Source organism: Streptomyces fradiae, assembly GCF_041270065.1.
Taxonomy (GTDB): domain Bacteria; phylum Actinomycetota; class Actinomycetes; order Streptomycetales; family Streptomycetaceae; genus Streptomyces.
In genome coordinates this window covers 181,200-194,786 of sequence record NZ_CP065958.1, presented here as the reverse complement: position 1 = coordinate 194,786, position 13,587 = coordinate 181,200, and the positions used below count along the sequence as shown (strand labels likewise).

At 73.3% G+C, this 13,587-nt stretch carries 11 protein-coding genes; 2 read left to right on the top strand and 9 right to left on the bottom strand.

All coding sequences use genetic code 11. The annotated features are described in order from the left end of the window. Positions 1-18 precede the first annotated feature (18 nt). Both JAO84_RS00830 and JAO84_RS00825 read right to left on the bottom strand, forming a co-directional pair. Positions 19-2,859, bottom strand: a complete 2,841-nt coding sequence (locus JAO84_RS00830; protein WP_370409479.1) for a SpoIIE family protein phosphatase — start codon at positions 2,857-2,859, stop codon at positions 19-21. A gap of 140 nt (positions 2,860-2,999) precedes the next feature. Then, positions 3,000-3,533: an SRPBCC family protein gene (locus JAO84_RS00825; protein WP_370409477.1), complete on the bottom strand. Its 534-nt coding sequence runs from the start codon at positions 3,531-3,533 to the stop codon at positions 3,000-3,002. A gap of 124 nt (positions 3,534-3,657) precedes the next feature. On the opposite strand from JAO84_RS00825, the gene JAO84_RS00820 reads away from it, so the two are divergent. Next, the gene (locus JAO84_RS00820; protein ID WP_370409475.1) at positions 3,658-4,728 is read left to right on the top strand and encodes an enoyl-CoA hydratase/isomerase family protein; all 1,071 of its coding nucleotides are present in this window, start codon (positions 3,658-3,660) and stop codon (positions 4,726-4,728) included. A gap of 11 nt (positions 4,729-4,739) precedes the next feature. Here the strand turns inward: JAO84_RS00820 and JAO84_RS00815 are convergent, their stop codons facing one another. Beyond that, on the bottom strand, positions 4,740-5,543 hold the full coding sequence (locus JAO84_RS00815; RefSeq protein ID WP_370409473.1) for a VOC family protein: 804 nt from the start codon (positions 5,541-5,543) through the stop codon (positions 4,740-4,742). Positions 5,544-5,626: 83 nt separating this feature from the next. Further along, the gene (locus tag JAO84_RS00810; protein ID WP_370409471.1) at positions 5,627-6,583 is read right to left on the bottom strand and encodes an endonuclease/exonuclease/phosphatase family protein; all 957 of its coding nucleotides are present in this window, start codon (positions 6,581-6,583) and stop codon (positions 5,627-5,629) included. A gap of 121 nt (positions 6,584-6,704) precedes the next feature. Between JAO84_RS00810 and JAO84_RS00805 the strand changes: the two genes are divergently transcribed. Further along, entirely contained in the window at positions 6,705-7,622 is a 918-nt protein-coding gene (locus JAO84_RS00805; protein ID WP_265865892.1) for a glutaminase, read from the top strand. A 25-nt stretch (positions 7,623-7,647) separates the two neighbouring features. On the opposite strand, the gene JAO84_RS00800 is transcribed toward JAO84_RS00805, so the two are convergent. The 5 genes from JAO84_RS00800 to JAO84_RS00780 form a co-directional block, all read right to left on the bottom strand. Then, positions 7,648-8,295, bottom strand: a complete 648-nt coding sequence (locus tag JAO84_RS00800; RefSeq protein WP_370409468.1) for a 1,4-alpha-glucan branching protein — start codon at positions 8,293-8,295, stop codon at positions 7,648-7,650. Between the two features lie 102 nt (positions 8,296-8,397). After that, positions 8,398-9,843, bottom strand: a complete 1,446-nt coding sequence (locus JAO84_RS00795; RefSeq protein WP_370409466.1) for a GH1 family beta-glucosidase — start codon at positions 9,841-9,843, stop codon at positions 8,398-8,400. Positions 9,844-9,963: 120 nt separating this feature from the next. Then, the gene (locus tag JAO84_RS00790; RefSeq protein WP_370409464.1) at positions 9,964-10,842 is read right to left on the bottom strand and encodes a carbohydrate ABC transporter permease; all 879 of its coding nucleotides are present in this window, start codon (positions 10,840-10,842) and stop codon (positions 9,964-9,966) included. A 3-nt stretch (positions 10,843-10,845) separates the two neighbouring features. After that, positions 10,846-11,862: a carbohydrate ABC transporter permease gene (locus tag JAO84_RS00785; protein WP_370409462.1), complete on the bottom strand. Its 1,017-nt coding sequence runs from the start codon at positions 11,860-11,862 to the stop codon at positions 10,846-10,848. Positions 11,863-11,953: 91 nt separating this feature from the next. Beyond that, a complete protein-coding gene (locus JAO84_RS00780) occupies positions 11,954-13,303 on the bottom strand; it encodes an ABC transporter substrate-binding protein (RefSeq protein WP_370409460.1) in 1,350 nt (449 codons plus the stop codon). Between the last annotated feature and the right edge of the window lie 284 nt (positions 13,304-13,587).

Sequence of the window (13,587 nt, the reverse complement as noted above, 5' to 3'; positions counted from 1 at the left end):
GCCGGGGAACAACCGCCCTCACCAGGCCAGGTCCTCCAGGGCGTCCAGATCCGGCACCGGGCCCGCGCCGTCGCCGTCCGGCTCGTCCGGGGAGACCGGCAGTTCCGCCCAGATCGTCTTGCCGCGCCGGGCGTACCGGGTGCCCCAGCGCTGCGCGAACTGCGCCACCAGGAACAGCCCGCGGCCGCCCTCGTCGGTGTCCGCCGCGTGCCGCAGATGCGGCGAGGTGCTGCTGCCGTCGGAGACCTCGCAGATCAGCACCCGGTCGTACACGAGCCGCACCCGCACCGGCGGACGCCCGTACCGGATCGCGTTGGTGATCAGCTCGCTGAGCACCAGCTCCGCCGTGAACCCGATGTCCTCCAGGCCCCACTCGGCGATCCGGGCGGCCGCCGCCGTGCGCACCGGCGCCACCGCCGACGGATCCGCCGGCACCTCCCACTCGGCGATCCGGTCCGCCGGGATCCGGTCGGCGCGCGCCACGAGCAGCGCGATGTCGTCGCCCGGCACCGGGAGCAGCAGCGTCGCCAGCACGTCCGCGCAGGTCTGGTCGGGCGTCCGGTCCGGCCGCGCCAGCGTCTCCCGCAGCAGCTTGAGCCCGGAGTCGTAGTCCCGCTGCCGCCCCTCCAGGAGCCCGTCCGTGAACAGCACCAGCTTGCTGCCCGGCTCCAGCTTGAGCCGGGCGGAGGCGAACGGCCGGTCGCCGAGGCCCAGGCCGAGCGGCAGCCCGGCCGGCACCGCCGGGAACTCCACGCTGCCGTCCGGCCGCACCAGGGCCGGGCCCGGATGCCCGGCGCTGGCCATCGTGCAGGCCCCCGAGGTCGGGTCGTAGATCGCGTAGAGGCAGGTCGCGCCCGCCGTGCCCTCGCCGGGACCCCCGTCACCGCCGGTCCCGACTCCGGTCACGGCTCCGGCCCCGAGCTCGCCCGGCGGCCCGGGCTCGGTCTCCTCGCCGAGCCGGTCGATCAGCTCGTCCAGATGGCTGAGCAGCTCGTCCGGCGTCAGATCGAGGGTCGAGAAGTTCGCCACCGCAGTGCGCAGCCGGCCCATCGTCGCCGCCGCGTGCAGGCCGTGCCCGACCACGTCGCCCACCACCAGCGCGATCCGCGCCCCCGGCAGCGGGATCACGTCGAACCAGTCGCCGCCCACGCCCGCCGTCGCCGGCAGATAGCGGAAGGCGACCTGCATCGCGTTCTGCTCGGGCAGCACCCGCGGCAGCAGGCTGCGCTGCAGCGCCACGGCCATCGAGTGCTCGCGGGTGAAGCGGCGCGCGTTGTCGATGGCGAGCGCCGCGCGGGCCGCCAGCTCCTCCGCGAAGGAGAGGTCCTCCTCGCCGAACGGCTCCGGCGTTTCCGCGCCGCGCCAGAAGTTCGCCATGCCGAGCACGACCCCCCGGGCGAGCAGCGGCACTGTGAGCAGCGAGTGCAGCCCGTACGCCAGCGCCCGCGCCGCGCCCTCCGGGTCCTGCGCCCGCCAGCCCTGCGCGGCGGCCAGATCGGCCTGGATGACCGCCCGGCCCTCGGTCAGGGCCGAGGCCATCGGCGTCGTCGGCACCACGAAGCGGATCAGGTCGCCCACCGGCTGCAGTGGGGTGTCCGCGCGCACCCCGCTCAGCGCCGTCCGCCGCATCTCCGTGAACGCCCCCGAGGGCTCCTCGCCCCGCACCACCGGGTCGAGCAGCTCCACCGTCACGAAGTCGGCGAACCGCGGCACCGCCACCTCCGACAGCTCCTCCGCCGTCCGTACGACGTCCAGCGTCGTCCCGATCCGGGTGCCCGCCTCGTACAGCAGCCGCAGCCGCCCCCGGGCCACCTCGGCCCGGCCGGTGAGCGCGGTGAGCTCCGTGGTGTCGCGCATCGTCATCACACAGCCGCCCTCGGCCGCGCCGTCCCGCGTCGGCCGCACGTTCACCGCGAGCAGCCGGTCCCCGGCCAGGTGCACCTCGTCGGTGGCGGCCCGCCCGGACAGCAGCAGCGCGGCGGTACGGGGTTCCAGGCCGAGCTCGCGGACATGGCGCCGCTCCGCGTCCTCCGGCAGCTTCAGGAGCCGGCGCGCCTCGTCGTTGGCGAGCAGCAGCCGACCGTCGCCGGCGACGATGACCACGCCCTCCTTCACCGAGTGAAGGACCGCCTCGTGGTGCTCCTTCAGGCGGGTCATCTCCGCCGGGCCCAGGCCGTGGGTCTGCCGCCGCAGCCGGGCGCTCACCAGCCCCGCGCCGCCCACCGCGAGCGCGAGACCGCCCGCCGCCGCGCCGAGCAGCAGCGGCAGCCGGCCCTCCACGGCCTGCCCGACGGTCTCCACCTCGATGCCGCTGCTCACCATGCCGACGACGGCCCCCCGGTCGTCCCGGACCGGCACCACCGCGCGCACCGCGTCGTTCGGCTCGCCGTGGAAGATCTCCGTGAACGACTCGCCCCCCGCCGCCCGCCCCACGTCCCCGCTGGCCTTCTGGCCGATCAGCTCGGGTTCCGTGTCCGTATAGCGGGTGCCGTCCGGCGCCAGGACGGCGACGAAGTCGACGCCGGAGGCCTTGCGGGCGGCCTCGGCGCGCGGCTGGAGCACCGCTGTCGGATCGGGCGAGGTCAGCGCCACGGCCGTGCCGGGCGCGTGCGCGAAGGCCTCGGCGACGGCCAGTGAGCGGTTGCGGGCGTCGCGCTCGCTGTCGTACCGCCCCTGCAGCACCAGCGCGACCGCCGCGGCGGCCACGATCAGCAGGGCGATGACCGCCTGCAGGGCGAAGACCTGGCCCGCTACGCTCCGCAGCCCGGTCCGTCCCGCGCGCACGCCACCCGCGGACCGGTCCGCCCGTCCCGTCACGGTGCGCTCCTTCCCGCCCTGCTCGCCGGGGCCTCCTTCCATGCTGCCCCCGGCCCCGCCTACAGGGGAAACGGAGACCGCCGGGGAGGGGCCGCACGAGCCGCTCGGACCCGATGGCGGTCACGGAGCGCGGTCGGGGGAGCCGCCACGGAGAGCGACCGGCGGACCGGGCGGGCGGAGGGTCAGCCGGCGGTGCCCGCCGCGGCCGCCGTGGCCGTCCGCGCGAGCCGTTCGAGCGTGGTGCGCATCCCGTGCCGGTTCACCGCGATCCGGCGCTCCGTGTTCGTGCCCGCGAAGACCGTGCCGAGCAGCGTCGCGAGCCCGGCGCCGCGGCCGGTGCGCAGGTCCTCCCAGGTCTCGGTGACCAGGGTGCCGCCGCCGGGGTTCTCCTCACCGGGGTGCTCCTCGGCGTCCTCGAAGCGGTAGCCCCAGCGCGCGATCGGCAGCCCGAACACCCCCACCTCGAAGACGAAGGCCTCGCCCGGGCGGGCGGTGGTGACCCGGCCCGTGGTGAACCACAGGAAGGGGCCGCGTCGGTTGAAGCCGACGAACCGGGTGCCCGGCCGCACCGGCGGCCGCCGCACCCACACCCCGCGGCACTCCGGGCTCCACCGCCCCATGTTCCGCAGGTCCGACACCAGGCCGTACAGGGTGGCGCGGTCCGCGTCCACCCGCAGCGACTCCGCCAGATTCCACCGCCGTGCCGCGTCCGTCATCGGTCCGCTCCCCTCCGCCGTTGTGTTACCCGCGGGTACGGTAGCGGACGGAGGGGCCTGTGCGGACCGGGCCGGGACCGTTACGGTGGACGGAAGATCGTTTCGGCAGCCGGAAGGACACAGCATGTCGGTCACCGCCGACCTCCCCGAGCCCGAGGTCCTCGTCCACACCGAGGGCCGCGCCGGCTTCCTCACCCTCAACCGGCCGCGCGCCATCAACGCCCTCACCCACGGCATGGTGCGCCGGATCGACGAGGCGCTCACCGCCTGGGCCGACGACCCCGCCGTCACCACCGTCGTGCTGCGCGGCGCCGGCGAGCGCGGACTGTGCGCCGGCGGCGACATCCGGGCCATCCACGCCGACGCCGTCGCCGGCGGCAGCGCCTCCGTCGCCTTCTGGCGCGACGAGTACCGGCTCAACGCGCGCATCGCCCGCTACCCCAAGCCCTACGTCGCCCTCATGGACGGCATCGTCATGGGCGGCGGCGTCGGGATCTCCGGCCACGCCTCCGTCCGCGTCGTCACCGAACGCTCCCGGGTCGCCATGCCCGAGACAGGCATCGGCTTCGTCCCCGACGTCGGCGGCACCTGGCTGCTCGGCCGCGCCCCCGGCGAACTCGGCACCCACCTCGCCCTCACCGGCACCCCCGTCGGCCCCGCCGACGCGCTCCTGGCCGGCCTCGCCGACCACCACGTCCCCGCCGCCGAGCTGCCCGCCCTCACCGCCGCCCTCACCCACGAGGACGCCGCCACGGCCGTCGCCCGCTTCGCCCGCCCCGCCCCGGCCGGCGAGCTCGCCGGCCGCCGCGCCTGGATCGACGCCTGCTACGCCGCCGACACCGTCGAGGAGATCGTCCAGCGGCTCACCGACTCCGGCGTCCCGGAGGCCAAGGAGACCGCCACCCTCCTCCTCACCCGATCGCCCACCGCCCTCAAGGCGACCCTCACCGCCCTCCGCCGCGCCCGCACCCTCGACTCCCTCGAAGCGGCCCTCACCACCGAATTCCGCCTCTCCTGCGCCGCCCTCCGCTCCCCGGACCTGACCGAAGGCATCCGCGCCCAGGTCGTCGACAAGGACCGCAACCCCCACTGGACCCCACCGACCCTCGCCGAGGTGCCGGACGCGGCCACGGAACGGTGGTTCGCACCGGGGCCGGAGGGCGAACTGGACCTGGAGGCGCCGACGGCGCACTGAGCGGCGAAGGCTCAGCCCTCCAGCCACTCGTCCAGCGTGAACAGTCCGCCCTGCGGGTCGCGGACCGTCGTCCGGCGGCCCTCCGGGGCGGGCCAGCCGTGGTCGGCCTCCGGGACCAGGTGACCGCCGAGGTCCAGGACGGCCGTCTTCGCGCGTTCCAGGTCGGGGACCCGGAAGTGGACGAGCCAGCGGGGGCGGAGCTGTGGCTGCGGGGAGGCGGCCTCGGCCGGCCCGCTGTTGAGGCGGGCGACCGGGGTGCCCTGGCGGCGGAGGACGACCTGCTCGTCCTCGTAGGACACCTCGAAGCGCTGCGGGGCGCCCTCCGTGCCGTTCACCCAGTTCAGGACGCCGCCGTAGAAGAGGGCCGCGTCGAAGGCGTTGCGGGTGTGGAGCTCCAGCCAGGCCGGGGCCTGGTGCTCGCCGATCCGCCAGCGCGAGGACACCCGGCCCTCCCAGACGCCGAAGGCCGCGCCCTCCACGTCCGTGGCGAGCGCCGCGCGCCCGCGCGGCGGGTAGGCCACCGGGCCGACCCCGACCGTGCCGCCGCGCTCCCGGATCCGGGCCACCGCCGCGTCCGCGTCGGCGACCGCGAAGTACACCGTCCACGCCACCGGCACCGACATCCGGTCCGCCACCTCGCCGATCCCGGCCACCGGCACGCCGTCCCGCTCGCCCACCGAGAAGCCGTGGCCCAGTGGCCCGTGCCGGAAGGTCCAGCCGAGCACCGCCCCGTAGAACTCCTCCGCCGCGCCGAGATCGCGCACCGCCAGGCTCAGCCAGCAGGGCGCGCCCGGCTCGTCCGCGGTCAGCGGCACCCGGCTCACCTCCGTCCCAGTCAGCCCCCTGGCCACCCTCACCCGGCCACCGCGGCCGCGCCACTCAACGGAGGTGGGCGCGGCTACCCGACCGTCACCGTACCGACGAGTATCCGATGGTCGGAGCAGGCCGAGACGCCCGTGCACGCGGTCGAGATCGCGAGCGAGTCCGCGCTGTACGGCCCCGCCAGGGCGCTCTCCCGTACGAAGATGTGATCGATCTTCGCGTACCCGCCGCACGGCGGCGTCGCCCCGGGCGTCCCGTCCGCCGTCCACTCCCCGTAGCCGAGGCAGTGGCCGGCGTCGTTGTCGTCGAGCTCCCGGTACTGGCCCGTGTTGTTCGTGTTGTTGGGCGTGTCCAGGCTGGGCGCGTAGTACGAGTTCAGCCGGCCGTAGTGCGGCTGGGCGTTGAAGTCGCCCGCGATCAGCGCCGTCTCACCGGTGCCCGCGTACTCCTCCAGCTTCTGCCGCACGAACTCCAGCTGCGCCACGTTGAAGTCCTGGCTCGTCGTGATGTGCGTCGTGCAGAACCGGGTCGCCGTGCCGTCGGTCAGCGGCGCGCACAGCAGGTTGCGCTTCTCCGCCGTCCCGTCGTCCGGCAGCGCGAAGCGGGCGGCGGCACCGAGCGGCCGCTTGCTGAACAGCGCGTTCCCGAACGCCTCGCCGCCGCACACCGCCGCGTTGCCCGCCGCGCGGCTCGGCTCGAAGCGGGCGAAGTTCTGCGGGTCCTGCGGCCAGCGCTTGGCCCGCAGCTCGTTCACCAGCGCGCTGTACTGTCCCTGGCACAGCTCGTTGAAGGCCGCGAAGTCGGCGGACCGGTTGACGACGGAGGCGGCCGCCTGCGTGATCAGGCCGTCGGTGGTCGAGCCGTGATGGATCGTGTTCCCCGCCACGTTCCACTGCCAGACCGTGTACGTGCGCGGGCTCGGCGTCTCCGCCTCGGCCGTGGCCGCCGTCGCGGGCAGCAGCACCGCGGCCACCACCCCCGCCAGAGTCAGCCGAAGACTCCGCCGCGCCTGTCGGACCTGTCGTCGTCGCATGAAACATCCCCTCCCCATGACCGACCGCACCGCGGCCGGGTGCCCGCCCCTGCGACACACGACAAGATCATAGGAGGGGGCACTGACAGCGGCCCGGGACCGCGCAGCGCATGATGTGATCATGCTGTTGACGTTCGAACCCGTCCTCGACCGGATCGCCGAGGAGATCGCCGCCCTCACGGAACGCGGGCGCCCCGCCGACTACATCCCCGCACTCGCCTCCGGCGACCCCGGCAGCTTCGGCATGGCGGTCGCCGAACTCGACGGCACGGTGTACGGCGTCGGCGACTGGCAGCGGCCCTTCTCCACCCAGTCCGTGACCAAGGTCTTCACCCTCGCGCTCGCTCTCGCCCGCAAGGGCGAGGCGCTCTGGGACCACGTCGGCCGCGAACCCTCCGGCAACCCGTTCAACTCGCTGGTCCAGCTGGAGTACGAGAACGGCATCCCGCGCAACCCGTTCATCAACGCCGGCGCCCTCGTCGTCACCGACCAGCTGCACCGCATCACCGGCGACGCCTCCGGCGTCCTGCTCGACTTCCTGCGTGCCGAGAGCGGCAACCAGGACCTCGACTTCGACCGCGACGTCGCCGCCTCCGAGACCGCGCACGGCGACCGCAACGCCGCCCTCGCGCATTTCATGGCCTCGTACGACAACATCGCCAACCCCGTGCCCACCCTGCTGCGCGAGTACTTCCGCCAGTGCTCCGTCGAGGCCTCCTGCGCCGACCTCGCCCTCGCCACCGGCTTCCTCGCCCGGCACGGCATCCGCGCCGACGGCTCCCGGCTGCTCACCCGCAGCCAGGCCAAGCAGGTCAACTCGGTGATGCTGACCTGCGGGACGTACGACGCCGCCGGCGACTTCGCCTACCGGGTCGGACTTCCCGGCAAGAGCGGCGTCGGCGGCGGCATCATCGCCGTCGTCCCCGGGCGCTGCACCCTGTGCGTGTGGAGCCCCGGCCTGGACGAGCGGGGGAACTCGGTCGCGGGCGTCACCGCCCTCGACCGGTTCACCACCATCACCGGCCTGTCCGTCTTCTGAGGCGGCCCCTCAGACCCTCAAGCCCTCAGGAAGGGTCGAGCACCAGGAGGTACGCCCCGCGGCGCGCCTCGCCGTCCGGCAGCGACCAGCCGGTGACCACATGGCCGCGCGGGCCGGCCGCCTTCTCGTCGAGCACCCGGGCCAGGCGCAGCGGCGGCGCGCCCGCCCCGAGCCGTACGTCCGTGCCGTACGCGCCCTCCTCCACGACCGGCGCGGCCGTCGCGTCCCACGTGCCCGCCGGCCCGTCGAAGGAGGCCTCGACGGTCGGGTCCGTGGTGTCCGACACGCTCTGCGCCTGCGGGACCGCACGGCCCTCCAGCAGCGCGGCCAACTCGCCGAGCAGGACCGGGTCATGGGCGCCGTCGTAGATCCAGCGGGTGCCGAGCACCCCGTGCTCCGTCGTGCCGATCAGCGCGTGCTCGGCGCCCGCGAGCGGCGCCGCGCGGTAGGTCATCGCCGCCAGATACGCGTGGACCTCGTCCCCGGCGGAGTCCGTGACCACCATGAACTCGATGCCCACCTCGCCCTCCGGGTCGTCGAGCCGGAAGCCGCCGGCCTTCGCGAGCTCGGGCACCGCCTCCGCGCCGCCCCGGTACCAGGGGCGGGTCGGCAGCCAGGCCGTGAGCAGCTTCAGCTTGGTCGGCGCCATGGTCGTCCTGTGGATCACAGACATACGCGTGCACTTCCTCCGTGACGGTACGGTTCCCGGTCGGCGGACCGCCCGGAAACCGTACCTCTTCACGATCTTCGCTCAAGCGTCCGTTCGAACGACCGCTCAGGCCTCCGCCCCCGGGGCGTGCAGCTCGCCCGACCGCGCCACCTCCGCGTACCAGCGGGCGCTCGACTTCGGCGTGCGCACCTGCGTGGCGTAGTCCACGTGCACCGCGCCGAACCGCTTCGCATAGCCGTACGCCCACTCGAAGTTGTCGAGCAGCGACCACAGGAAGTAGCCGTGCACCGGCGCGCCCGCCTCGACCGCCCGGTGCACCGCCTCCAGGTGCGCGTGCACATAGGCGGTCCGCTCCGGGTCGTGCACCGAACCGTCCGCGCCGACCACGTCCTCGTACGCCGCGCCGTTCTCGCTCACCACCAGCGGCAGGTCCGGATAGCGGGCCGCGACCCGGGTCAGCAGGTCCGTCAGACCCGACGGGTCCACCGGCCAGCCCATCGCCGTGCGCGGCCCGTCCGCCTGGTGGAAGGCCACGTCGTCCGCGCCCGGCCACGGCGAGAAGGCGCTGGCGCCGTGCCCGTCGTCCTGTGGCTTCTCCTCGCCCTCGGCGACCTTCGAGACCACTGTCGGCGTGTAGTAGTTGATGCCCAGCCAGTCGAGCCGCTGCCCGGCCGTCGCCTCGTCCCCGGGCCGTACGAAACTCCAGTCCGTCAGGTGCGCGGTGTCCGCGAACAGCTCCTCGGGGTAGCGGCCCTCCAGCATCGGGCCCAGCCACACCTCGTTGCCGACGGTGTCGATCCGGCGGGCCGCCTCGCGGTCCGCGGCGGAGCCGGTCAGCGGGCGCACCTCGTGCAGATTGAGCGAGACCGCCAGCTTCGCCCCCGCCGGCAGCGTCGAGCGCAGCGCCTGCACCGCGAGCCCGTGGCCCAGGTTGAGGTGGTGCGCGGCGCGCAGCGAGGCCACCGGGTCGGTGCGGCCCGGCGCGTGCACCCCGGAGCCGTACCCCAGGAAGGCGCTGCACCACGGCTCGTTCAGGGTGGTCCAGCGGGTCACCCGGTCGCCGAGCGCGTCGGCGACCAGCGTCGCGTACGCCGCGAACCGCTCCGCCGTCGACCGCTCGGGCCAGCCGCCCGCGTCCTCCAGCTCCTGCGGCAGGTCCCAGTGGTAGAGGGTCAGGGCCGGCTCGATGCCGGCGTCGAGCAGCTCGTCGACCAGCCGCCGGTAGAAGTCCAGACCCTTCTGCACCGCCGGGCCGCGCCCGGTCGGCTGCACCCGCGACCACGACACCGAGAAGCGGTACGCGTTCAGACCGAGCTCGGACATCAGCCGGACGTCGTCGCGGAAGCGGTGGTAGTGGTCCACGGCGACATCGCCCGTGTGGCCCTCGAAGACCTTCCCGGGGGTGTGCGAGAAGGTGTCCCAGATGGACGGCGTCCGGCCGTCCTCGGCCGCCGCCCCCTCGATCTGGTACGCGGCGGTGGCCGCGCCCCACAGGAAGTCGGACGGGAATCGGCGGACGGCGGTCAGCGGCCGGGTTTCGGACGCGGTCATATGAGAGCGCTCCCAACGGAAGACAGAAGGGGTGACAAAGGGACGTACCGGAGCGTTGCGAGGCAGGCGGGGGTACGGAGTGGTGCGGAGAGGTACGGGAAAGGAATCGGCGCGCGGGCGTCAGCTCTTGACCGCGCCCGCGGTGATCCCGCCGACGATGTGCTTGCCGAGCACGGCGAACACCAGCAGCAGCGGCACCGTCGAGATCAGCGCGCCGGTCAGCACCACGGCCTGGTCGACCGTGTGGTTGCCCGCGCCCAGGCCGGCCAGGGCCACCTGGAGGGTCGGGTTGCCGTCCGGGGTGAGCGCGATGAACGGCCAGAAGAAGTCGTTCCACGCCTGCACGAAGACCAGCATGCCGAGGACGGCCATCGCGGGGCGCGCCACCGGGAACACCACGTGCCAGATGATCCGCAGCGAGTGCGCGCCGTCCATCCGGGCCGCCTCCACCAGCTCGACGGGCAGCGCCTCGACGAGGAACTGGCGCATGAAGAAGACGCCGAAGGCGGCGACGAGCGAGGGCAGCACCACCGACTGCAGCTGGTCGATCCAGCCCAGGTCGGTGATGATCTGGTACAGCGGGATCACGCTCAGCTGCGGCGGCACGGTCATCGTCGCGACCACCAGGGCGAGCAGCACGTTGCGGCCCTTGAAGGGCAGCTTGGCGAAGGCGAAGCCGGCGAGCGTGGAGAACAGCACCGTGGACGCCGCGACCAGGCCGGCGACGATCGTCGTGTTGACCAGCGCCTCGCCCATGTCGACCTGGTTCCAGGCGAAGGACAGGTTGTCGAAGAGCCGCGGCCCCGGCAGCAGCGGCGCCGGCGGGCTGACCACCCGCTCCCCGGTGTGCGAGGCCGCCACCAGGTTCCAGTACAGCGGGAAGAGCGAGAGCAGCGCGGCGAGGCCGAGCAGGACATAGGTCAGCGGCCCGGCGTGATGCTGCCGGCCGGCCGTCTGACGGAAGGAGGGGCGGAGCGACGGGCGGGTTCGGGTGCGCACGGGTCAGCCCCCCAGCTTCTTGCGGTTCGCGCGGGTGACGAGCGACTGGACGCCGCCGATGAGGAGCAGGAGCAGCAGCATCACCCAGGCGATCGCCGAGGCCTGGCCCAGCGCGCCGGTGACCCAGCCCTTCTCGTACATGAGCAGGCTCAGCGTCTGGAACTGGTTGCCGCTGCCGCCGGAGATGCCGACGCTGCCGCCGTAGAGCATCGGCTCGCCGAACAGCTGGGTGGCGCCGATGGTGGAGACGATGATCGTGAACAGGATGGTCGGCCGGATCGAGGGGATCGTCACGCTGAGGAACTGGCGCCAGCGCGAGGCCCCGTCGAGGGCGGCCGCCTCGTACAGGTCCTGCGGCACGGCCTGCATCGCGGCCAGGTAGATCAGCGCGTTGTAGCCGGTCCACCGCCAGGTCACGATCACCGAGATGGCTATCTGCGCCGGCCACTTGGAGGACTCCCAGTCGACCGGGTCGAAACCGACCGCGCCGAGCGCCGAGTTGATGAGTCCGTAGTCCTTGTTGAAGAGCTGGGTGAAGACCAGCGTCGCCGCCGCGATCGAGGTCGCGTACGGGGCGAGCACCGCGACCCGGAAGAAACCCCGGCCGCGCAGCTTGTAGTTGAGCAGATGCGCCAGGCCGAGCGCCATGAGCAGCTGCGGGACCGTCGAGATCACACCGATGGTGAAGGTGTTGACGAGCGCGTTCCAGAAGAACTCGCTGCCGGCCAGGTCGGTGTAGTTCTCCAGGCCCTTCCACTGCGGATCGCCGCCCAGCTCGACCCGGTTGAGCGACAGCCAGCCGGTGTAGAGCAGCGGGAAGAGCCCGAAGGCGGCGAAGGTGAGGAAGAAGGGGGCGACGAAGGCGTACGGGGTCGCCTTCAGGTCCCAGCGGTAGAGCCGGCGGCGCAGGGCGGACGGGCCGCCGCCGTCCGGGCGGTGGGCGCCGGGGCGCGAGGAGCGGGCGGGCGGTGCGTCGGGCGACGCGGAGCCGCCCTTCCTCGCCCGTACGGAGGTGGCCACGGGGGCGTCCTTCCAGTTCGGTGCGTACGGGTGGGGCGCTGCGGCGGGGACCCGGCGGCCGTGTCGACGGCCGGGCCCCCGCCGCCTCCCGCTACTGGTCGATCTTGTCGTCGACCAGCTTCTTGACGTTCTCCCAGGCCTTCGCCGGATCGGTGCCGCGCTGCTCGATGTCGAGGATGCCGTTGTCGGTGAGGAAGGTCTTCACCTGGCCGTCCCAGCGGCTGATCGGGGCGGGCTTGATCTGGGCGGCCGCGGCCGCGTAGATCTCACCGACCGGGGTGTCGCCGAAGTAGGGGATCTTCGCGCCGACCACGGCGGCGGAGGACAGCGTGTCCTTGGTGGACGGGATGTTGCCGTTCACCGCGAACACCTTGGCGTGCTGGGCCGGGGCGGTCAGCCAGGCGGCCAGCTCGGCGGCCTCCTTGGCGTGCTTCCCGGACTTCGGCACGGCGAGGAAGGAGCCGCCCCAGTTGCCCGCCACCGGCGGCGCGGCGATGTCCCACTTGCCCTGGTTGCCCGGGCCGGCCTGGTCCTTGATGATGCCGGTCATCCAGCTCGGGCAGGCGACCGTGGCGAACTTCGAGTTCTTGAAGGCGGCGTTCCAGGTGCCCTTCTCGTCGAACTGGCGCAGCTTGGCGGTGATCCCGGCCTGCGCCGCCTTGACGGCGGTGTCCCAGGCCGTCTTCACGCCCGGGCTGGTCTCCCAGGCGAGCTCGCCCTTGCTGTTCGCGTACTGCTCGGGGTCGCTGTTGACGACCGCGTTGAACAGACCGCTCGCCGAGTCGTGGAAGAAGGTCCCGGCCGGCGCGCTCTTCTGGTAGTTCTTGCCGGTCTCCAGGAACTTGCCCCAGTCGCCCGCCCACAGTCGGCCGACCTCGGTGCGGTCGGTGGGCAGCTTGGCCTTGGCGAAGAGCTCCTTGTTGTAGCAGATGGCCATCGGGCCGATGTCGGTGCCGAGACCGATCACCTTGCCGTCGGCGGTGGTCGCCTGCTTCACCTTCCAGTCGAGGAAGGCGCCCAGGTTCGCGCCGCCGTTCTTGGACAGGTCCACCCACTTGTCCGCCATCGCGGGGCCGGTCGCCTCGGCGATGTAGCCCACCTCGACGGCCTGGATGTCCGCGAGACCGCTGTTGCGGGAGAGGCGCAGCTTGAGGGTGTCCCAGTACTTCTGTCCGTCGGCCACGTTCGACTCGACGATCTTGATGTTCGGGTGGCTCTTCTCGTACTCGGCGTACAGCTTGGCGCCGGTCTTGTTGTCGTAGCCGAAGGAACCGAAGGTCCCGACCCGCAGCGTGATCGTGCCGCCGCCGGCGGAGTCCCCGTCGTCACCGCCGTCCCCGCAGCCGGTGAGCAGGGCCGTACCGGTGACCAGGGCCGCCGTCGCCGCCAGCGCGGTACGGCGGGCGCGGCCGGGGGCCCGTCTGCTGCTGGATGTGCGCATTCCACTCTCCTCGTCCCAAAGGTGGTGCTCGTCGTGCGCCGAGTTCCGGTGTGCGGGGAGCGCGCGACTCCACCCGCCCGGTCGTCGATCGACCGGATGGGAGCGCTCCCACGTCGTCGTTGCCGGAAGGTTCCTGCCTCTCGGGCGGCAGTGTCAAGACATGAACGCGGATTCGTTACGCGAGCCCGCCGGCGGTGCGCCCTGTCCTGGTTCGGGTAATGTGGGAGCGCTCCCATCGCGCAAGGCCGCCTTCGCTTGTCGAACGGTGCCGGGTGCGACGGGGG